Here is a 19,789-nt window from a genome sequence, read left to right on the forward strand (position 1 = left end):
GGGAAAACAATGCCGTTATCAAATTCAGAGCTCGAATACTTCGATCACAATGTATTGCGCCTTCCAGGCGAAAAGCGCAAAGAGTATCACGCGCAGGTGGACAATCTTGTTGTTGAGCTAAAAAAACGCATTACCGATAAATCAAAGATAAAAGTCACAAAGGTCGTTAAGGCCGGCTCTTTTGCGAAATACACTATTCTTCGAAAGGTTGATGATTACCCTACGGATGTTGATGTTGTCTTTTATGTCACGGGAGTCGATGAAAACGGAAAATCGTACGAGAATCTGTGCAACAAGATCTATGATCTTTTGATAGAAATTTACCCCACAAAAAAAGTTGAGGACTTCGAGATTCAGCGTCGTGCAGCAAAGGTAACTTTCGTCAAGAGCGGCCTGGAAGTAGACGTTGTACCCGTTCTTCAAGACAGTTCCAATGCTGATCACGGCTGGCAATACGATATTCAGAGCGGCGCAAAAAATCTCACTTGTGCACCGTGCCACATCCAGTTCGTTAAAACGCGAAAGGATAAGGACAAACACTTTCGGACGTTAGTCCGTCTGGCAAAGCGGTGGAGACACTTTCACGACGTGCCAGGCCTCAAGTCTTTCCATATCGAACTGATTTTCGGCTACCTACTTGATCGAGATGGCCCCGCCGAGACCATTGAGAAACGCTTCAGAGAATTCTTGGCGTATATCGCTAGCACGAAGCTGGGGGAGCGTATCGACTTTCCAGAAAATTCTGGCAAACCAATCAGTAACTTTGACACTCCTGTAATTATTATTGACCCTGTAAGCTCAGAGAATAACGTGGCATCCCGTATTACCAAGGATGAGCAAGCGCTTATAGCCAAGGCTGCTGAATCTTCTTTGGATACGGCGACCTATGCATCTGTCGAAAATGATAACGAAGTGTGGAAAGAGATTTTTGGTGGTCGCTTCAAGACCAAGGACTAAAAAGAATGAGCACCTATTCGAGTACTAATAGTTATACAGTTGCAGATGTTGAAAAAGTCATGCGCAGCGTCAAAGCCGACTTGATCATTATTGCGACCACCACCAAGGCTATGACCGAGGATGAGGCGACAAACTACGCTCATGACATAGAACTGTTGGCGAAGAAGGATTATCTCAAATACGCCGACGTAACGCTCATGAATGGCACTTCCGAGGTGCGCGCTATCAAATATGAGTTTCAAAACGAGGGGGCGACGGGAACGGAGCGGCCTGGTGGCGTAACATGGCCTCTGACGCCAAAAGACAAAGGTGGGTGGATTCGAATTCATCTACGCTATACCGATTCATCATCCGCAGAGAAACGTGCTGATCTCCCCCTAAAGATTTCATGGGTACCTTCGTCTACGGACACCAGTCACAAAGACCTAACCTCTTCTGCAGGGCGCGGATACAGCAGCAACGGCTTTGGCACCAATAGGAAGGACTTTTCATGAGCAACTCATCTGTATTCGAAGTAAAAACAAACCTTCCGACGACACAGCTTGATATTCAGGCTCAGAAACTATTGGGCTTTGAAGGGCGTTACCAACGCGTACAAAAGCGCCTCCAGCTAATTTTGCAATCCAATGAACTTGAGCGCTGGAGTCAAAAGCATCATAAAAAGAAGCTCGCAGTCATTGAACTATTGAATGACCAGTATCCATTAGCCATTTTCCATGGCGATGTAGGAACAGGGAAAACTGCAAATGCAGAGGCGATTGCAAATCGTCTTGCTCGCGACGCTAAAATTGAAGACGCAATTCTTTTCAAGCTGAGCAACAAAGTTCGCGGAACCGGCAAGGTGGGTGAAATGGGAACGCTCATCACCCAAGCATTTGAAGATATTTCCAGATCTATCGGGCCGGGAAAGGGCCGAGCCTTCCTGATTATTGACGAGGGTGACTCTTTAGGGGCATCCCGCAGCCAAGATCATAGCCACCATGAAGATAAGGTCGGCGTGAACACATTGATTCAATCTATAGACAGTATGCGGAAGCATGGCGGGCGTATCTTCGCCATTCTTTGCACAAACCGATTGGCAGCTCTTGATGCAGCAGTCATTCGACGTGCGTCGATTGTTGAGGAGTTCACACGCCCCACTGATGAAGAGCGAAATGAACTATTCACAAACGATTTGGGAGACATGGGTTTTTCGGCAACCGAAATCAAGAAGCTGGTAGAAGCGACATCTGCAACAAAAACCAAGCCGGCTTGGACTTATTCAGACATTCGTACGCGCTTATATCCGGCGGCTGTGTCCTTAGCGTTTCCGAATTCTCCACTCAAGGCCGAACACTTTCATCAGGCTGTTGCGGAATTGGAGCCATCTCCTGTTATGGCTGGCTGAGTCAAAACCTAATACCGGAGCGAGAAAATGAGCAAGAAACCTGAAGTTTTTATATCGGTTGACGTTGAAACCGCTGGCCCTATTGTCGGAGAGCATAGCATGCTTACCGTGGGGGCTTGCCTAGTGTATCAGCCGGAAATCTCATTTTCGATAATGTTAAAACCAGTTAGTGGAAAATCGGTTGCAGAAGCACTGAAGATCACAGGCCTTACTTTGGAGCAAGCTGAGACTGAAGGCGTAACTCCATCTGAGGCCATGACGGAATTTTCAGCTTGGATCGCCAAGAATGTCCCCAAGGAAAGCTCTCCGGTTTTTGTGGGACTTAACGCCCCATTTGACTGGGGGTTTGTAAATTACTACTTTTTGAAATATCTGGGCGAAAATCCATTTGGCTTCACTGCACTGGATATTAAAGCGCTTTTTATGGGGGCTACGGGTTGCTCATGGTACGAGACTAGATCAAGTGCTATTGATAAAGTTGTGCATCCTAACCAAAAGGGAGATCACGATGCACTTCACGACGCAAAATATCAGGCCGAGCTTTTTAGATTGGTTCGTGCCTTGGCTGAACGGAGTGACTAATCAGAGTAAATACCAAGCATCTTAATATGATGCTTGGTGCTGGATAAAGAAAATGGGCGGAAACTCCAAGGCTAGGCCAGTCCTTTCTCGGCGAATGAGACAGTTTCCATACCGCCCACAATGACGTGATCCAGTATGCGAACCTCCACCAACCCCAGCGCTTCCTTGAGCCGCTGCGTCAACACCTTGTCAGCCTGCGACGGCTCAGGACTCCCGCTCGGATGATTGTGCGAGAGAATCACCGCCGCCGCATTGAGCCGCAGCGCCTCCTTGACCACCTCGCGCGGATACACCGATGCGCTGTCGATGGTGCCGTGGAACATCTCCCGGTACTCGATCAGTCGGTGGCGCGTATCCAGAAACAGCACCGCAAAGACTTCATGCTCGAAGCCTGCCAGCTGGTTGCGCAGGTACTCTTTGACCAGCGCCGGTGAAGTGAACTCAGCACCGCGCTGCATCTTCAGCTCAATGGCCTGGCGTGCCGCTTCAAGAATCTGATCCACCGACGCCGGCAGATAGCGCCCTTGGGCGTCACGCACCAGCAAAGCGTCATCGAACGAGGAAAAGGACAGTTGCGACATGATCGTGCTCCGGTTGCTCGGGCGGAATTGCCCGGAACCGTGGCCCGCACGGCGCAGCGCAAGCAGTCAGGGATCGAAGACGGCCACCAGGCCGCAAGCGTGCGAGCACGCGTAGTCATTGACGGCGAGAACGCCGTGATACGGTGAAGGGAACAGCAAGACCGCCTACACCCCACTCAGCCACACACCCGCCGTTGGCAAGTGCGCAGCACGCGCAGGCCCGGATCAACGATCCAGGCCGGAGGCGTCAGGGATCAGCGCCGAATGGCTGTGATTCGGCACGAAGCACGGGGCGCAGCCCGCGAGCCCGACGGCGAAACGCCGGGACGTACGACTACTGCTTGTCGTCCCTGAGAGGCAGCGCTCCGCGAGATTCGAGCCGCCGCCGCGTGTTCTCCAACTCTTTCTGTAGCAACTCGGCATCCGGCAACACCGTTCGGTAGTTCGCCGCCATCACCTTGGTCGGCAAGCCATCCAGTGCATACCGCGCCAGGGCATGGCCTTTGTCGGCGCACAGGATCAGACCCACCGGCGGATTCTCGTCCGGGTAGGCCCAATGCTCTTTGGCATAGTTGCAGTACATATGCATCTGCCCCACATCGGCATGGGTCAGGCTGCCCAGCTTCAGGTCGATGATGACCAGGCAGCGCAGCTTGCGATGGAAGAACAGCAGATCCACCCGATACCAGGTCTGGTCGATGCGCAGACGACGCTGCCGCCCGACGAAGGTGAAGCCTTCACCCAGCTCCAGCAGGAAGTCTTCCAGCCGCTGAATCAAGGCCGCTTCCAGGTCGGATTCCGAATACTCGTCCTTGAGGTCGAGGAACTCCAACACATACGGGTCTTTGATGGCATCGTTGGGCGTGACGGCATCCTCGGGCTTGGCCACCGAACCCTTGAGCAGCATCGCCGCCTTGTCCTTGGACAAGGCTGTGCGTTCGTAGAACTGGCTTCCGATCTGCCGGTCGAGCTGACGTACGCTCCAGCCACCGCGCAGCGCTTCGACCTCGTAGAACTGGCGGGCATGGTCATCCTTGACCGACAGCAGCCGGACATAGGCCGACCACGGCAGCGTGAAGACCTGGGCCAGTTCGGAGAGGTCGAATTTCCGAGACACTGTCTGGGATTTCTCGGCAGGCGACTCATTTCCCAATTTCCCAGACAGTGTCTGGGAAATCTCGGGCTGGGAGTACGCGAGGAAGAAACGCCGCATGCTCTCCAGGTTGTTGACACCGAACCCACGTCCGAATCTAGCCGTCAGATCGGCGGACAACCGTTCCATCAACTGCTCGCCGTAACCTGCCCGCCGTCTGCCTTTCTGCTCGGCTTCGACAATCCGGCGGCCAATCTCCCAATAACTGGCTGTCATCAGTGCATTGACACTGCGCGCCGCCGCCTGGCGCGCAGCATCCAGCAACTCCACGATGCCGCCATGGATGCCGGCATAGCCAGTTGGTAAGGCGGCACGTTTCCCCGCTACTGCCGGCGTCTTCCTTGTCATGCTGTCACCTCCATAGAACGGGACGCCCCGGTAATCGCCAACCGCCGATTCGCCACCAGTTCGGCCGCGTCCCGTACCGGCTTGTCCTCGGTATGAACATAGTGCATAAACATCGCCACGGTCTTGTGGCCTGTGAGCTTCATGCCCACCTTGGTCGGCACGCCCGAATTGGCAATATCGGTAGTCGCCCGGTGGCGGATGCCATGCGTGCCAACGTGGGGCACGCCAGCGGCCTTGAGCACGCGCGTCCAGCCGCCGTAGTGTTCGCCGTGGGTCATGTGCCGGGTCGGGTCATTCGGCGACGGTAGGACATAGGGACAACCATCCCGGCGCGGCGCGGTGGACAGCAGCCGATAGGCTTCCTCGCTCATGGGCTTGGAAATGCCACCTGTCTTGCTGTCAGGCCAGACGACGCGGCGCTTTTCCAGATCAATCCAATCCCACTCCAGCGGGCAGATTTCAGAGCGACGGGCGGCAAACTCGAATTGCAGGCGGATCGCCAGTGGGATGACGTAGTTCTCCAGTCCTTCCGCCTCCAGATGCTCCAGGTGGCGGAAGATCCGCACCAGTTCATCGTCCACGATGAGCCGGGTTTCCTTGCCGGGCGGATACATCGGGACGTGGCGGCACGGATTCGTGCCGTCAGGGCGTAGCCCCCACACTTCGGCCAGGTTGAACATCTTGCGCAGCACGCCAAAGGTGCGATTCGCCTCGGCCTGCTTGTAGGCCAGCTTCTTCATCAGCGCAGCCACGTCCGGGCGCTTCACGTCCTGCACCTTCATCCGGCCCATGATCGGGATGATGCAGCGGTCAATCACGCCCTGATAGCCGCGCTGCGTGCTGGGCTTGTTGCGTTGCTTGGAGTAGTCCTCCATGAAAGTGTCGCAGAACTCCTTCATGGTCGGAGCCTTGCGAGCGGCGTTCTTGGCCGCGCTGGGGTCGCCACCCTTGCGCACCTCGGCCAGCCATTCCTGCGCCATCGTGCGCGCCTGATCGACCGTCAGTTCGCCGTACTGGCCCAAGGCGGGCTTGCGGCGCTCGCCGGCATTCGTGCGGTACTGGAGCATGAACACTTTGCGGCCCGCCGGGGTGATCTTGCACAGGAAGCCAGGCACCACGGTATCCCGTAGTTCGATGGCCTTGTCTTGGGGTTGTGCCGCATCGACTGCGGACTTGGTGAGCTTGATCTTCGCCATGATGACTCCTCGGAAAGCCCGGTTTCCAAGAGCCGCATGGGAGCCACGCGAGGGGAAGCCGGGTCAAGTTTCGGAAAGCACCGGCATATGTTGAACTCGCCTAAGTGATTGATAAACCTGCTGTATCGAGCCTTGGCGTAGTCCAGCGAAATGCGATATTGGAGTCATCGTGAAACAAAAAAACGCACCTGTGCCCGAAGGCGGCAGGTGCGTGGCACGATCAGCGCGTGCGGCAGGAATTACAGCGCGGGGATGCGCAGCTTCTGGCCCGGGTAGATCTTGTTAGGGTCAGACAGCATCGGCTTGTTGGCCTCGAAGATCACCATGTACTTGTTGGCATCGCCGTAGTACTTCTTGGAGATGGCGGACAGGGTGTCGCCGGAAGCCACGTCGTGGTACTGGGCGTCGGAACCGGCGCCGTCAGCCACGTTCAGGTTGTTGTCCACGTCGCGCACGCTGGCCACGTTGCCGGCAGCCAGGGTGGCTTTCTCGGCAGCTTCCTTGTTGGGCGCGTCGCCGGTCAGGATGACCTTGCCGCTGGCGCCGTCAAACATCACGGCCAGGTTGGTCAGGCCCAGGTTCTGGGTCTCGATGTACTGCTTGATGGCCGCGCCGGCTTCGGCGTTGAGCTGGGCCAGGGAGGCGGTGTCATTCGCTGCAGCGGCTTCTTCGACCTTCTTGCCGCCAAACAGTTTTTCGCCAGCGTCCTTGATGAAACTGAACAGACCCATGTGTATCTCCTGAAATGAGTTGAGGATGCTCCAGCGTAGCGCGAAAATGTGACAGCGGAAGGGGTACTGGCAAAATTATGGTAAGTATTCGTCAATTAATTCGCACTGGATGTGGATAATGCAGCCATGAGCTTTCTTGCAGTCGACATCGGCAACACCCGCCTCAAGTGGGCGCTGTACGATCAGCCCGCACCGCAGGCGGTGATGCTGGCGCATGGCGCCGAATTTCTGGAAAACATCGACAAGCTGGCCGATGGACCCTGGAAGGCGCTGCCGACGCCGCAGCGCATGCTGGGGTGCGTGGTCGCCGGCGATGCGCTCAAGCGCCGCGTCGAGGAACAGATGGAAATCTGGCCGCAGCTGGAGGCCAGTTGGGTCGTGCCCAGTATCCGGCAGGCCGGTGTCACCAACGGCTACGACTTGCCCACGCGGCTGGGCGCGGATCGCTGGGTCGCCATCATTGGCGCCTACCGCCGCATGCTGCACCACTGCCAGGGCCGGCCGCTGCGCCCGGTGCTGCTGGTAATGGTCGGTACCGCCGTCACCATCGAGGCGATCGATCCGTCCGGCCTGTTCATGGGCGGCATGATCCTGCCCGGCCACGGCATCATGCTGCGCGCACTGGAGTCGGGCACCGCCGGCCTGCATGTGCCCACCGGCAACGTCACCGAGTTTCCCACCAACACCAGTGATGCGCTCACCAGCGGCGGCACCTTTGCCATTGCCGGCGCGGTACAGCGCATGGTGCGCCACGTGCAGAAGCGCTGCGGCCTGCCGCCGATGTGCATCGTGACCGGCGGTGCCGGCTGGAAAATGGCACCCTACATGGAAACGCCGTTCGAGCTGGTGGAAAGCCTGATCTTCGAAGGCCTGCTGTGCATGGCCGAAGAGCCCGATGCGCGCACCATCGCGCACCAGCACCTGCAGTCGCTGCTGGCGCAGCAAGCGCAACAGCAGCAACAGTAAACAGGATCGATTCCGCGCTTGGCGTCAGCCGGTCTGTGCGCCGGATTGCTTGTCAGCCGGCTCCACACTGGCGGGCGCTGCCGGCACATCGCGCACATGCACATCCATCTGCGGGAACGGGATTTCGATACCGTGGTGCTTTAGCGTGGCCAGGATGCGCGCGTTCAGGTCGGTGTTGACGCCCATGCGGTCATTCATGTCGACAAACACGCGCAACTCGAAGTTGAGCGCGTTGGCCCCCATGGTCACGAACACCGAGGTCGGCGCCGGTTCGCTCATCACGCGCGGGTCGTCACGCGCGACCTGGCGCAGCAGCGCATGCACCTGTGCCGGATCGCTGTCGTAGCCCACATCCACGCGCAGCACCAGCCGCGTGACGGTGTTGTTCAGCGTCCAGTTGACCACCTCGCTGGTGATGAAGGTCTTGTTCGGGATCAGCACTTCCTTCTGGTCGTAATCCAGCACCGTGGTGGCACGCGTGTGGATGCGGCTGACGGTGCCGGTCAGGTTGCCGATAGTGATGGTGTCGCCGACGCGGAACGGCCGCTCTACCAGCAGGATCAGGCCGGAGACGAAATTGGCAAAAATCTCCTGCAGGCCAAAGCCCAGGCCCACCGACAGCGCCGCCGCCATCCACTGCAGCTGCGACCAGCGCAGCCCCAGCGTCTGCAGCGCCAGAACCATGCCGGCAATCGTGATGGCGTAACGCAGCAGCGTGGTGATGGTGTAGCGCGCCGACGCTGACACCAGGCTGCGCGCACTCAGCAGGATCTCGACCAGGCCGGGCAGGTTGCGCGCCAGACTGATCATGATCGCCAGCAGCAGCATCGAGCCGAGTACGTCACCCAGGCTGACCGGGATATCGGTCTTTTCGCCGGCGGCACCGGTACCGCTGGCATGCCAGAGCACCACGTCATCGAGCTTGAACAGCGCCGGCAGCACCTCGGCCCAGGCCCAGAGCAGGCCCAGCAGCAAGAGCGTGATCAGCAGCGTGCGCACCAGCCGGCGTGATTGTGCGCTGATGTTCACCAGCGTCAGCTCGGGCGCGGTCTGGCGCGGCGTTTCACCGGCTTCCAGGTCCACCACGGTGCTGTTGTCGGCGGCGCTTTCGCCGCGCTCCATCTGGCGGATCGCGATGCGGCGCTCGCTCAGCAGCAGCCAGCGCTTGAACAGGCCGGACAGCACGCCGACGCTGATCAGCACCGCCATGCTGCTCATCAGCGATTGCAGCACGATGGCGCTGGACAGCACATGGCCCATGGCGGCAATCACCAGGCAGAACAGGAAGGCCAGCGGCAGCAGCCAGCGCAGCAGGCGTGTCAGGCGTCGCATGGCGGTGGCCGATTCCGGCTGCTGCTGGTGCTGCTCATGCGTGGCCAGCTGGCCCAGCCACAGGCTGAGCACCGCCATCAACAGCGCCAGCAGCATCAGGCCCAGACGCGCCTGGCCGCCGACCGCCAGATCGGAGCCGGCGTGCAGCGGCACCAGTGCCAGCAGCGCCACCGGCAGAATCGTCACCAGCGCGACCGGCAGCACCTTGCGCAGCGAGGCCAGCCGTTCGCTGCGCCAGTACAGGTGCGCCTGCGCCAGCCCGTCGGGGCGCAACAGCGCCTTGGCAAAGGCCAGCACCATCACCAGGCCGCTGAGCTGCACCAGCGCCTGGCCCCAGGCCGTGACCAGTGGCGACACGCCGGCACCCAGACGCTGCAGGATGTAGCCATTGCCCCAGGCGAGCGCGGCCCAGGGCAGCGACAGCACCAGCGTCCATAGCAGCGCCAGCATGGTGTGCAGAAAACTGTCCTGCAGCGGGTTGCGTGTCAGCTGGCCCAGGCGCTGCAGCTCGCGGCGTGCATGGTTGCCGGCGGCAAACAGGCCAATCAGCAGCGCCAGCCCGAGCAGGTAGGAGAGCGGTCGTTGCTGCAGGTCCTGCCAGAGCAGGCGCGCCATCTGCGGCGTGGCTTCCGGTTCCAGCGAGGCGCGCATGCTGGCCGGCAGCTCGCGCAGCCAGCTGGCGTTGATGGCGGCATGGCTGGGCACCCAGAGCAGCTGCTGGTCCATCAGCTTGCGCAGCTCGGAGCCGCGCTCCTCGATCGTGAACAGGGCTGCATGTGATTGCTCCAGCAGCACGATGTGGCGGCGCAGCACCGGCACCAGCTGCCCGATCAGCTCGCCCTGGGTTTGCTGCCAGCGTGCCAGCGCCTGCTGGCTGACCAGCGTTGCGCTCTGACTGCGTGCTTCCTGCAGGCGGCGCTGTTGTTCGTTCAGGTTGTACAGCTGCAGGCGCAGCTCGCCAATCTGCTGCTCCAGCTTGCGTCGCTGCAGCTGCAGCGCATAGCTGGACGGCATGCCCTGGCGCTGCTTCCACAGCCACTGGCCCATGCTGACACTGCTGCTGCCCAGCTCCAGCCGGGCGCGGGTTTCACGCAGCGATTCGACAATGCGGTCGCGCTGCGCTTCCTGTACCGCCAGCTGCTGCTGGTCCTGCACCACGGCCTGTGATTCGGTCTGCAGCAGGCTGGCCAGTTCCAGGTTCTGCTGCGCCAGCGCGCTGATGGCCGGATCGTCGTCGCTGCTGGCCTGGGCCAGCTGCTGCATCTGGTCGGCCAGTTGCTGCAACTGCTGCTGGCTGTTTTGCGCCAGGCGCTGTTCCAGCCAGCCGATGCGCGGGGCGCGCAGCGCCAGCTGCTGTTTCAGCTCGGCCTGGCGGCTTTCCAGGCGGCGCTGGCGGCTTTCGGTACTGGCCAGCTCCAGCTCGCGCAATGCCAGCCGGGCTTCGGCCTGCCGGTAGCTGGCGGCATCTAGCAGCTGGCGTGCCTGCGAGGCGGCATCGGCATCGGGGCTGCTGCTGGCCGGCGGCGGCGTGTGCACCTGCTGGCGCAGCGCGTTCAGCTCGTCCATCACCTGCGCCGGCTGCAGGATCAGGTCGGTCAGCGCGCGGGTGTTGGCCTGCAGCTGCTGCTCCAACCCGGCCTGGGCGGCGCGCTCATCGGCCAGCAGCTGTTCCAGCTGGCTGTTGCTGGCCTGGGTGGGCAGGCGCTCGGTCCATTGCTGCAGGGCCTGGGCGATCTGTTCCGGGCTGGCCGTGGTGGGCGGGCTGGCCACTTGCCGGTTCGCCTGTTCCAGCTGGCGGCGCTCCTGTTGCAGCGCGGTGGCATCGGCCAGACGCTGTTCGGCATCGTCCAGCAGCGTGAGGACGGGTTTCTGTTCGGCTTCGGGCAGGGCGTCTGCGGCAGAGCGCAGCTGGCTGATGTCCTGTTGCAGGCTATGGGTTGTGGCGCTGCTCGCGGCGGGGCTGGCAGGGCTGGCGCTGTCCTGCGCCTGCAGCAGGCCGCTACCGGCGAGCAGGGTACACAGCAGCAACAGCTGCAGCCAGCGCGTGGGTACGGCTGGCAGTCGTCGGGATCGGGTCATGGGCGAATCGGGGAATACGGTTGCGTGTCAGGCCGGCTGTGCGGGCGTCAGCCAGCGCTCGGCCAGGCGCACCCAGAGCATGACGCCGACCGGCAGCACCTCGTCGTTGAAGTCGTAGCTCGGGTTGTGCAGCAGACACGGGCCTTCGCCATGGCCAAGGTGGCGGTGTTCGCCATCGCCATTGCCGAGGAACAGGTAGCAGCCGGGCTTCTGCTGCAGCATGAAGGAGAAGTCTTCCGCCGCCATGGTCGGCTCCTGCTTGTGCACATGGCGCGCGCCCAGCAGCTCGCTGGCGAGATCGTGCATGAACTGCGCCTCGGCACGGCTGTTGACCGTGGGCGGGTAGTTGCGCAGGAACTCGAAATCGACCTCCATGTTGTAGGCACGGGCCGTGTGGATGGAGAGCTCGCGCATGCGCTGCTCGACCAGATCCAGCACCTCGATCGAGAAGGTGCGCACCGTGCCTTGCAGCGTGCAGTTGTCCGGGATGATGTTGGTGGCTTCGCCGGCTTCCAGCATGGTGACCGAGACCACGGCGGCATCGGCCGGGCGCGTGTTGCGCGAGATCACGGTCTGGAACGCCTGCACCAGCTGGCAGGCCACCGGCACCGGGTCATTGGCGTTGTGCGGCATGGCGGCATGGCCGCCCTTGCCGCGCAGGGTGATGCGGAATTCGTTGCTCGATGCCATCACCGGGCCGGCGGAGGCCGCCACGTCGCCGGCTGCCAGGCCGGGCCAGTTGTGCAGGCCGAACACCGCGTCCATCGGGAAGCGCGTGAACAGGCCGTCGTCGATCATGGCCTGGGCGCCGGCACCGCCTTCCTCGGCCGGCTGGAAGATGAAATAGACCGTGCCATCAAAAGCGCGTGTGCTGGCCAGGTGCTGTGCCGCACCCAGCAGGATCGCCGTATGGCCGTCATGGCCGCAGGCGTGCATCTTGCCGGGGTGGCGGCTGGCGTGGGCAAAGGTGTTTTCTTCCTGCACCAGCAGCGCGTCCATGTCGGCGCGGATGCCGACGGCGCGCTCTGACGTGCCGTTGCGCAGCATGCCGACAACACCGGTACGGCCGATGCCGCGGTGCACCTCTATGCCCCACTGCGCGAGTTTTTCCGCCACCAGTTCCGAGGTGCGGTGCTCTTCATAGCACAGCTCGGGGTGGGCGTGGATGTCACGGCGCGTGGCAACCCAGTCCGGGATCTGCTGGCGGATCTCGGCGGGCAGCTGCAGGGTGCGGGAGGCGGAGGTCGGACTGCTCATGCTGGCAGTGTAGCGCGGGATGCCGATGCGGCCAAAAAGAAAAGGCCTGACGCCGCAGCGTACAGGCCTGGCGTGCAGCCGGGATCGGCAGCGTGGATCAGTCCAGCGAATCGATCAGGTCGATGTACTGCTGGCGTGCATCGTCGCCGGAGGTGCCCTTCAGCGCGTTCCAGGCATCCCACTTGGCGCGCGCCACCATGTCGGCAAAGCCGGGCTTGGGGCGCGTGTTGTCGCCCTCGGTGGCCTGCTTGTACAGGCTGTACAGCTTGAGCAGGGTGGCGTTGTCGGGACGCTTGGTCAGTTGCTGGGTGCGCTCGTAAGCGGCTTCGAATGCGGCGTTGAGATCGCTCATGGTGTCTCCTCCTGGGCGGGTGTGGGTTGTGGTGAAAGCCGATTGTAGCGATTTACTGAACGACCGTGCTTTTTTGTTGTAACAACATCCAGTCGACCACCGGGCCGGCGCGGTAGCCGTTGACCAGTTCCAGCAGTTGCTGGCTGATGGCATCGACATCGTGCGCATCCATGTGCTGCAGCAGCTGCGCCAGGCGCGGCTGCAATTCGGCCCAGGGCAGGAACTGCTCGTGCGCCTTCATGATACGCGGATGCTCGGTCGGTTCCGGGTGGTCGCCGATCAGCAATTCCTCGTAGAGTTTTTCGCCGGGGCGCAGGCCGGTGATCTGGATGGCGATATCGCCTTGCGGGTTTTGCGCGTCGCGCACGGTCAGGCCGGATAGCGTCACCATCTGGCGCGCCAGATGCAGGATCTGCACCGGTTCGCCCATGTCCAGCACGAACACGTCACCGCCCGATCCCATGGCGCCAGCCTGCAGCACCAGCTGTGCCGCTTCCGGGATCGTCATGAAGTAGCGCGTCACATCGGCGTGCGTCAGCGTGATCGGGCCACCATGGGCAATCTGCTGGCGGAACAGCGGCACCACTGAGCCGGAGGAGCCGAGCACGTTGCCGAAGCGCACCATGGCCAGGCAGGTGCGGTTGTGGACCGGCTGTTCATTGATCTCACGGCCGACGGCGGCATCGAGCGCGGCAAACGACAGCATCGGGCTGTCGGCCAGCGCCTGCAGGCAGAGCTCGGCCAGGCGCTTGCTGGCGCCCATGATGTTGGTCGGGCGCACCGCCTTGTCGGTGGAGATCAGCACAAAGTGCGGCACGCCGTGCTCGAGCGCGGCGCGCGCCACGGCCAGCGTACCGAACACGTTGTTGGCAAGGCCTTGCACCGGGTTGTGCTCCACCATCGGCACGTGCTTGTAGGCAGCGGCGTGGTAGACCGTGTGCGGCTGCCAGGTCTGCATGATCTCGCGCATGTGCTGCAGCTTGCGCACATTGCCCAGCAGCGGCAGCAGCTCGGGCGCCTGCGGCAGCGTGGCGGCCTCGGCCTGCAGTTCCTGGTAGATGTTGTACAGGGCGAATTCGCTGTGCTCGACCAGCAGCAGCCGCTGCGGCCCCTGGCGCAGGATCTGGCGGCACAGCTCGCTGCCAATGCTGCCGCCGGCACCAGTCACCAGTACTACCTGATCGGCGATGTTGCGGCGGATCAGCTCAGCATGCGGCGGCACCGGGTCGCGCCCGAGCAGGTCTTCCACATCCAGCTCCTGGAACTGCTGCAGGCCGGCACGGCCGCTGGCCAGCGCTGCCATGCTGGGCACGCTGCGCACATGCACCGGCAGCCCTTGCAGGCTCTGGATGATCTGGTTGCGCTGGCTGCGCGACAGGCTCGGAATCGCCAGCAGCACGTCGGTGACGGCACTGTCGCGCACCACCTCGGGCAGGCGGCTGGAGGGCCAGACCTCCAGCCCGTTGATGCTGTGGTTGGCCTTGGCCGGATCGTCATCGACAAAGCCGATCAGCGTGTACTGGCGCGCGTTGTGCAGCGCGGCGGCCGTCTGTACGCCGGTTTCGCCGGCACCGTAGACCAGCAGCCGGCCCTGCTGGCGCGTTTCGTGGCCGCTGGTGTACATGAACAGGCCGCGCACAAAGGCACGGTTGCCGCCCACCAGCAGCAGGAACAGCAGCGGCTGCAGGATGCCGACGCTGCGTGGCACGGCAGTCGGGTTGCCGAAGAACACCACGTAGATGAAGAACAGCACGCCGTACACGGCCACCGCCTGGATGGTGGTGACCATGGCGCTGAAGCCGGTGTAGCGGAAAATCGCCCGGTACAGGCCAAACTTGACCATGATCGGGATCGCCAGCGCCGGGGCCAGCAGGTAGGCGGTAAGCTGCGTGGCATCTGGCGGCACCCACAGGTCCAGCCGCAGGCTGATGCCCAGCCAGAGTGCCAGCCAGGCGCACAGCACGTCCATCAGCATCGCCATGAGCTGCTTGGGCAGGGTGTTGGAATCAAAAATGCGGGAAGTGGCAGACATGCGGCAGGGCAGGGTTCAGGGCTTGTGCAGGATGCCCACGGTCATGGCGATGATCTTCAGGTCGAGCAGGAAACTGCGCTCGCGCACGTACTGCCGGCACAGCGCCAGCTTGGCCGGCAGGATGATCTCGACATAGGTGCGTTCGGGATCGGCACTGCTGGCCAGCAGCGTGCTTTCGCTGCGGTATTGTACGGAGGCCAGATCGGTGATGCCAGGACGCAGGCTGAGTACCTCGGCGCGGACCTCGTCCGGGTAGAGCGCCACGTAGCGCGGCACCTCGGGACGCGGCCCGACCAGGCTCATGTCGCCGAGCAGCACATTGATTAGCTGCGGCAGCTCGTCCAGCTTGTAGGCGCGGATCAGCTGGCCGCTGCGCGTGATGCGGTCGTCCGCGCCCACGGTGATCTGCAGGCCGGCGTTGTCCTGGCGCATGCTGCGGAACTTGTAGATGCGGAATGGCTGGCCCTGGCGCCCGATGCGCTCCTGCCGGAAGAACACCGGCCCGGGCGAATCGAGCTTGACCCAGGCGGCAATCGCCAGCAGCAGCGGCGCCAACAGCAGCAGGCCGGCGGCCGAGGCCAGCAGGTCAAACAGGCGCTTGAGCAGCAGCGATTTCATGCAGGGCAAGGCAGGGCATTCAGCCCAGGATGTGCTGCAGCGCCTCGATGATGCGCTCCTGCTCGGCATCGCTCATGGCGGTGAACAGCGGGATGCTGAACATCTGCTGGTAGGCTTTTTCGGCCTCGGGGAACATCGCCGGCGTCAGGCCGTAGGTATCGCGCCAGTAGGGCTGGCGGTGCAGCGGCACGTAGTGCACGCTGGTGCCAATGCCGGCATCGCTGAGCTGCTGGATCACCTCGTCGCGCGTGATGCCGGCGTTGTCGGGCAGACGCAGCACGAACAGGTGCCAGGCGTGGATATCGCCCGCGGGCGCATCGGCCGGCAGGATCAGCGGCAGGTCGTGCAGCCCTTCCAGGTAGCGTGCGGCCAGCTGCTGGCGACGCTGCAGGAAGGCCGGCAGGCGGCGCAGCTGCACCCGGCCCATGGCGCCGGCCATGTCCGTCATGTTGTACTTGAAGCCCGGCGCCACGATCTCGTAATACCAGGCCGGCGTCTTGCTGGTAAAGCGGTCAAAGGCATCGCGGTTGATGCCGTGCAGGCGCATCACGCGCATGCGGGCCGCCATCTCGGCGTTGCGCGTCACCACCATGCCGCCTTCGCCGGTGGTCATGGTCTTGTTGGCGTAGAAGCTGAACACCGCGGCATCGCTGGGCAGCTGGCCGACCAGGGTGCCAGCGTGGGTGGTGGGCAGGGCGTGCGCCGCATCTTCCAGCACGCGCAGGCCGTGGCGATCGGCAATCGCCTGGATCGCCGTCATGTCGCAGGCCAGGCCGCCGTAGTGCACCGGCATGATGGCCTTGGTGCGTGACGTGATCGCGGCCTCGATCTTGGTCACGTCGATGTTCAGCGTCACCGCATCGCAGTCCACCAGCACCGGATCGGCGCCCAGGTAGCGGATCACCTCGGTGGTGGCGGTAAAGGTCAGCGTTGGCGCGATCACCTCGTCACCCGGGCCTATGCCCATGGCTTCGAGTGCCAGGTGCAGGCCAGCGGTGGCCGAGTTGACGGCAATCGCCTGCACGCCGCCACCCAGGTAGTCGGCAAACTCCTCTTCGAAGGCGCGCGTTTCCGGGCCGGTGGTGACCCAGCCGCTGCGCATGGCATGGCCAACGGCCTCGATTTCTTCCTCGCCAATATCGGGGCGGGCAAACGGGATGAAGGTATTCATGGCTGGCTATTGTCGCAGGCTTGCAGGAATCGGCGTGCCAACACCGGATAAGTGTGGTGTTCCAGCACGAACTGGCGGCCGGCATCGCCCATGCGGGCACGCGTGCCGACGTCGAGCGCGGCGAGCTGGCGCAGGCCTTCGGCAATCGCCAGCGGATCGGCCGGCGGCACGGTGATGCCGCAGCCGGCTTCGGCTACCGGGTCATTGCCGGCCTCGACCGAGTGCAGCACGACGCAGCGCGCCATCATGTAGTCCATCAGCTTGTTCGGCGCGATGCCGAAACGGTAGATGGAGACGCGCTGCCAGCCGATATAGGCGATATCGGCCACCGCCAGGAAAGACGGTATCTGCGCCTTGGGAATCGGATCAAAAAACGCCACCTTCTCCAGGCCGAGCTGTTGCGCCTGTGCCTGCAGCTTGGCTTTTTCATGGCCGTCGCCGACCAGCACAAAGGCAAACGGCTCGTCACGCAGCAGCGAGGCGGCCTGCAGCATCACCTCCAGCGCGTTGGGCGTGCCGTGCGACCCGGCGTAGCCGACCAGCTGCAGCCCGGCCTGCTTGCAGGCGCGCATGTGCGCGGCCACGTCATCGCGCAGCGGTGGCGGCTCGCCCTGCCATTCGTCCAGCGTGATGCCGTTGGGCACGATATGCAGCTTGTGCAGGTCCAGCCCGTGCTGCTGCATGTGGCCGGCGACCTTGGGCAGCATGCTCACCACCACATCGGCATGGCGATAGGCGTAGTCTTCGGCGGCCTGGCACAGGCGGATGAAGGGGTGCGAGGGCGACATGCCGCCAAGCTCGATCGGCGACAGCGGCCACAGGTCATGCACCTCGAACACCAGCTGGCAGGCCACGCCCTGCTGGCGCGTCCGCTTGACGATGCGGTGCGCGACCCAGATATCCATCGGGTAGGTGCTGGACGCAATCACGATGTCCGGCCGGAAGGTGCGTGCGATCTCGCCGGCATCGCGCCAGACCTGGCGCAGAAAGCTCCAGATGTTCTTCACGCGGCCCAGGCCATTGCCCGAGTAGGGCGGCGTCGGGACCCAGTGGTAGTCGATGCCGTCGATCAGCTCCTGGTGGCGGCTGCCGGCCTGCTCGGGCTGGCGTGCGCGCACATGGCTGTAGTCGGCGGCGACCATGCGCACCGCATGGCCGGCCTGCACCCATTCGCGCGCCAGGTAGTAGGGCCGGTATTCCATGCCGTGGCGCGGGCTGCCGGCGTAGTGGTTCAGGTAAAGAATGTTCATCGGGAAGAAAGGGTCTGCACCAGCTGGCGGATCGCCGGCGGGAACAGGCCGTGTTGTTGCACCCAGTCACGGTTCTGGCGTGCGATGTCGGCGGCGCGCGCCTGCAGCGCCGGCAGGGCTTGCGGCACGGCCTGGTCCAGATCGATGGCGTCGGCGGGCACGATCCAGCCATTGTGGCCATCGTGCACCAGCTCGCGGTTCGCCGGTAGATCGCTCAGCAGCGGGATGCAGCCGTAGGCCATGGCTTCGAGTACCGAGACCGCGACCGAATCGCTCTCAGGCTGGCTCAGGTACCACTGGGCGCGACCATAGTGCTCGGCCTGTTGCTGCGCCGACAGGCGGCCGACAAAGCGCACCTGCGGCTGCAGGCCGCGCTGCGCCACCCACTGCTCCAGCTGCGGGCGCAGGCTGCCGTCATTGGCGATGAGCAGTTGCGCCTGTGGCTGCCAGGCGGCGATGGCGGCAAACAGCTCCAGCACGCGCTGCGGCTGGTAGATCGGCTCCAGCCCGCGGTTGGCGTAGCAGAGCCAGGGTTGTTTTGGCTGGCGCGACAGCACTGGCAGGCTGTCCAGCCCGAACGGAAAAGTCAGCACCTCGCGCGCGCCCAACTGCTGCATGATGCCCGTCATGTGCTGCGAATCGCTGGTGCAGAGCGCGGCGCTGCGCAGGATGGAGCGCGTCAGCCAGCTGTAGGCCGCGTGGCGCTGCGGCGTGACCAGGATGTCGCTGCCCCAGGCCGAGGCGATCAGCCGGCCGCGCAGCCGGCCAAAGCGCTTGGCCAGCAGCGCCAGCGTGCCGTGCGAGGTCAGGTAGTGCGGGTTGATCCAGTCGGCATCGACCTGCTGCAGCCAGCGCGCCACTTGCGGCGCCTTTTTCAGCAGCGCGATATTGCCGCCGCCATGGGCCGGATCGGTATCCAGCGCCAGCCGCCGGGCTTGCGGCACCAGCCGGGCCAGTTCAGGCGCAAAGCCGCGGCTGCTGCAGATCCACAGCTCCACCAGCGGTTGCAGCGCACGAGCCCACTTCAGCAGGTGCGGGCTGTCGCCATCGCCAATCAGCACGTAGCGCAGGCGCGATGCGGCAGCCGGCTGGACCTGCGGCTGGCTGGCGCGGGCCACGGCCTGGCTAATCGGGGAAGCGGCGGGATCGACCTGGCGGGAGCGTCTCATGCGTCGGATGCGGGTAGTTGGCCGGCCCAGCGCTCGTAGGCGGCGCGGTAGTCGGGGTGCTGCTGCAGCCAGGCGGCGTCCTGCTGGCGCGTATCGCCCACCACGCGGGCCGGGTTGCCGGCCAGCACGGCAAAATCGCCAAACTGGCCGCGCACGCGGCTGCCGGCGGTCACCAGGCAGCCCTTGCCGAGTACCGTGCCGGCTTCGATCAGGCTGTGCGGGCCAATAAAGCAGTGCGTACCAATCGCAATCGGTGCGCGGATATCGCTGGGCTGGCTGCCATCAGGCGCGGCCGCCGGCACGCCGGACAGGCGCGCCGCCACGCGTACGCTGCGGTGCGTGCTGTGGCTGACGATGCTGATGAAATTGGTGACCTGCGTCCCGGCACCAATCGTGATGCCGCTGCTGGCTTCGATAAAGTTGAAGTGGCCAATGAACACGTCATCGCCCAGCGTGAGCCGCTCTTCGTGCTCGATGCAGCTGCTGGGCGAGATACGCGTGTGCGGTAGTGCCCGGCCCTGGCTGCTTTCACCAAACAGCACGCGAAAGAACAGCAGCCGCCAGAGACGGCGGCGCAGGCGGTTCAGGTGCGCACGCAGGCGCAGGGACAGGCTGGAATCGGACATGC

Annotated in this window: 18 protein-coding genes; 5 read left to right on the forward strand and 13 right to left on the reverse strand. The window is 62.9% G+C overall.

Annotated features, from left to right (window positions below; translation table 11 throughout):
• The first annotated feature begins 9 nt into the window (after positions 1-9).
• The 4 genes from ACI3EV_RS01490 to ACI3EV_RS01505 are packed head-to-tail and all read left to right on the forward strand — an operon-like array spanning position 10 to position 2,926.
• Positions 10-957: a CBASS oligonucleotide cyclase gene (locus ACI3EV_RS01490; protein WP_175776175.1), complete on the forward strand. Its 948-nt coding sequence runs from the start codon at positions 10-12 to the stop codon at positions 955-957.
• A gap of 5 nt (positions 958-962) precedes the next feature.
• Positions 963-1,451, forward strand: a complete 489-nt coding sequence (locus tag ACI3EV_RS01495; RefSeq protein ID WP_337692075.1) for a hypothetical protein — start codon at positions 963-965, stop codon at positions 1,449-1,451.
• A complete protein-coding gene (locus ACI3EV_RS01500) occupies positions 1,448-2,344 on the forward strand; it encodes an AAA family ATPase (protein WP_175776173.1) in 897 nt (298 codons plus the stop codon). The genes ACI3EV_RS01495 and ACI3EV_RS01500 overlap by 4 nt, the downstream gene beginning before the upstream one ends.
• A gap of 27 nt (positions 2,345-2,371) precedes the next feature.
• Positions 2,372-2,926 (forward strand): 3'-5' exonuclease, encoded by a 555-nt coding sequence (locus ACI3EV_RS01505; protein WP_236207691.1) that lies wholly within the window; start codon positions 2,372-2,374, stop codon positions 2,924-2,926.
• Positions 2,927-2,997: 71 nt separating this feature from the next.
• On the opposite strand, the gene radC is transcribed toward ACI3EV_RS01505, so the two are convergent.
• The 4 genes from radC to lysM form a co-directional block, all read right to left on the reverse strand.
• Complete coding sequence (gene radC, locus ACI3EV_RS01510; protein WP_337692074.1) at positions 2,998-3,507, reverse strand: DNA repair protein RadC; 510 nt, start codon at positions 3,505-3,507, stop codon at positions 2,998-3,000.
• Between the two features lie 334 nt (positions 3,508-3,841).
• Entirely contained in the window at positions 3,842-5,008 is a 1,167-nt protein-coding gene (locus ACI3EV_RS01515) for a YhcG family protein (RefSeq protein ID WP_175776170.1), read from the reverse strand.
• Positions 5,005-6,204, reverse strand: a complete 1,200-nt coding sequence (locus tag ACI3EV_RS01520) for a site-specific integrase (protein ID WP_175776169.1) — start codon at positions 6,202-6,204, stop codon at positions 5,005-5,007. Before ACI3EV_RS01520 ends, ACI3EV_RS01515 begins: the two co-directional genes overlap by 4 nt.
• Positions 6,205-6,443: 239 nt before the next feature.
• Positions 6,444-6,935 (reverse strand): peptidoglycan-binding protein LysM, encoded by a 492-nt coding sequence (gene lysM, locus ACI3EV_RS01525; protein ID WP_329770690.1) that lies wholly within the window; start codon positions 6,933-6,935, stop codon positions 6,444-6,446.
• A 126-nt stretch (positions 6,936-7,061) separates the two neighbouring features.
• Here lysM and ACI3EV_RS01530 point away from each other — a divergent pair, with 126 nt between their 5' ends.
• Complete coding sequence (locus ACI3EV_RS01530) at positions 7,062-7,901, forward strand: type III pantothenate kinase (RefSeq protein ID WP_337692073.1); 840 nt, start codon at positions 7,062-7,064, stop codon at positions 7,899-7,901.
• A 24-nt stretch (positions 7,902-7,925) separates the two neighbouring features.
• On the opposite strand, the gene ACI3EV_RS01535 is transcribed toward ACI3EV_RS01530, so the two are convergent.
• From ACI3EV_RS01535 to ACI3EV_RS01575, 9 genes are all read right to left on the reverse strand, one after another.
• Positions 7,926-11,312 (reverse strand): mechanosensitive ion channel domain-containing protein, encoded by a 3,387-nt coding sequence (locus ACI3EV_RS01535; protein WP_337692072.1) that lies wholly within the window; start codon positions 11,310-11,312, stop codon positions 7,926-7,928.
• 27 nt (positions 11,313-11,339) lie between these two features.
• Complete coding sequence (locus ACI3EV_RS01540; protein ID WP_337692071.1) at positions 11,340-12,569, reverse strand: M20 aminoacylase family protein; 1,230 nt, start codon at positions 12,567-12,569, stop codon at positions 11,340-11,342.
• A 97-nt stretch (positions 12,570-12,666) separates the two neighbouring features.
• Positions 12,667-12,921 (reverse strand): acyl-CoA-binding protein, encoded by a 255-nt coding sequence (locus tag ACI3EV_RS01545; protein WP_329770694.1) that lies wholly within the window; start codon positions 12,919-12,921, stop codon positions 12,667-12,669.
• Between the two features lie 52 nt (positions 12,922-12,973).
• Positions 12,974-14,953 carry a nucleoside-diphosphate sugar epimerase/dehydratase gene (locus ACI3EV_RS01550; protein WP_337692070.1) on the reverse strand — a complete coding sequence of 660 codons (1,980 nt, stop codon included), beginning with the start codon at positions 14,951-14,953 and terminating at the stop codon, positions 12,974-12,976.
• A gap of 15 nt (positions 14,954-14,968) precedes the next feature.
• The gene (locus ACI3EV_RS01555) at positions 14,969-15,559 is read right to left on the reverse strand and encodes a sugar transferase (RefSeq protein ID WP_329770757.1); all 591 of its coding nucleotides are present in this window, start codon (positions 15,557-15,559) and stop codon (positions 14,969-14,971) included.
• A gap of 31 nt (positions 15,560-15,590) precedes the next feature.
• Positions 15,591-16,742 carry a DegT/DnrJ/EryC1/StrS family aminotransferase gene (locus ACI3EV_RS01560; protein WP_337692069.1) on the reverse strand — a complete coding sequence of 384 codons (1,152 nt, stop codon included), beginning with the start codon at positions 16,740-16,742 and terminating at the stop codon, positions 15,591-15,593.
• A complete protein-coding gene (locus ACI3EV_RS01565; RefSeq protein ID WP_337692068.1) occupies positions 16,739-17,992 on the reverse strand; it encodes a glycosyltransferase family 4 protein in 1,254 nt (417 codons plus the stop codon). Before ACI3EV_RS01565 ends, ACI3EV_RS01560 begins: the two co-directional genes overlap by 4 nt.
• Positions 17,989-19,161, reverse strand: coding sequence for a glycosyltransferase (locus ACI3EV_RS01570; protein WP_337692067.1), 1,173 nt, complete (start codon positions 19,159-19,161; stop codon positions 17,989-17,991). The genes ACI3EV_RS01565 and ACI3EV_RS01570 overlap by 4 nt, the downstream gene beginning before the upstream one ends.
• The gene (locus ACI3EV_RS01575) at positions 19,158-19,787 is read right to left on the reverse strand and encodes an acyltransferase (RefSeq protein WP_337692066.1); all 630 of its coding nucleotides are present in this window, start codon (positions 19,785-19,787) and stop codon (positions 19,158-19,160) included. Before ACI3EV_RS01575 ends, ACI3EV_RS01570 begins: the two co-directional genes overlap by 4 nt.
• Between the last annotated feature and the right edge of the window lie 2 nt (positions 19,788-19,789).

Source organism: Allobrachymonas wangyanguii (assembly GCF_045055315.1).
GTDB classification, from domain to species: domain Bacteria; phylum Pseudomonadota; class Gammaproteobacteria; order Burkholderiales; family Burkholderiaceae_C; genus Brachymonas; species Brachymonas wangyanguii.

Coding starts and splice junctions, on each gene's coding strand:
- ACI3EV_RS01490 (WP_175776175.1), top strand. CDS start 10: ATGCCGTTATCAAATTCAGAGCTCGAATACTTCGATCACAATGTATTG.
- ACI3EV_RS01560 (WP_337692069.1), bottom strand. CDS start 16,742: ATGAATACCTTCATCCCGTTTGCCCGCCCCGATATTGGCGAGGAAGAA.
- ACI3EV_RS01515 (WP_175776170.1), bottom strand. CDS start 5,008: ATGACAAGGAAGACGCCGGCAGTAGCGGGGAAACGTGCCGCCTTACCA.
- lysM (WP_329770690.1), bottom strand. CDS start 6,935: ATGGGTCTGTTCAGTTTCATCAAGGACGCTGGCGAAAAACTGTTTGGC.
- ACI3EV_RS01570 (WP_337692067.1), bottom strand. CDS start 19,161: ATGAGACGCTCCCGCCAGGTCGATCCCGCCGCTTCCCCGATTAGCCAG.
- ACI3EV_RS01540 (WP_337692071.1), bottom strand. CDS start 12,569: ATGAGCAGTCCGACCTCCGCCTCCCGCACCCTGCAGCTGCCCGCCGAG.
- ACI3EV_RS01500 (WP_175776173.1), top strand. CDS start 1,448: ATGAGCAACTCATCTGTATTCGAAGTAAAAACAAACCTTCCGACGACA.
- ACI3EV_RS01535 (WP_337692072.1), bottom strand. CDS start 11,312: ATGACCCGATCCCGACGACTGCCAGCCGTACCCACGCGCTGGCTGCAG.
- ACI3EV_RS01495 (WP_337692075.1), top strand. CDS start 963: ATGAGCACCTATTCGAGTACTAATAGTTATACAGTTGCAGATGTTGAA.
- radC (WP_337692074.1), bottom strand. CDS start 3,507: ATGTCGCAACTGTCCTTTTCCTCGTTCGATGACGCTTTGCTGGTGCGT.
- ACI3EV_RS01505 (WP_236207691.1), top strand. CDS start 2,372: ATGAGCAAGAAACCTGAAGTTTTTATATCGGTTGACGTTGAAACCGCT.
- ACI3EV_RS01520 (WP_175776169.1), bottom strand. CDS start 6,204: ATGGCGAAGATCAAGCTCACCAAGTCCGCAGTCGATGCGGCACAACCC.
- ACI3EV_RS01530 (WP_337692073.1), top strand. CDS start 7,062: ATGAGCTTTCTTGCAGTCGACATCGGCAACACCCGCCTCAAGTGGGCG.
- ACI3EV_RS01565 (WP_337692068.1), bottom strand. CDS start 17,992: ATGAACATTCTTTACCTGAACCACTACGCCGGCAGCCCGCGCCACGGC.
- ACI3EV_RS01545 (WP_329770694.1), bottom strand. CDS start 12,921: ATGAGCGATCTCAACGCCGCATTCGAAGCCGCTTACGAGCGCACCCAG.
- ACI3EV_RS01575 (WP_337692066.1), bottom strand. CDS start 19,787: ATGTCCGATTCCAGCCTGTCCCTGCGCCTGCGTGCGCACCTGAACCGC.
- ACI3EV_RS01550 (WP_337692070.1), bottom strand. CDS start 14,953: ATGTCTGCCACTTCCCGCATTTTTGATTCCAACACCCTGCCCAAGCAG.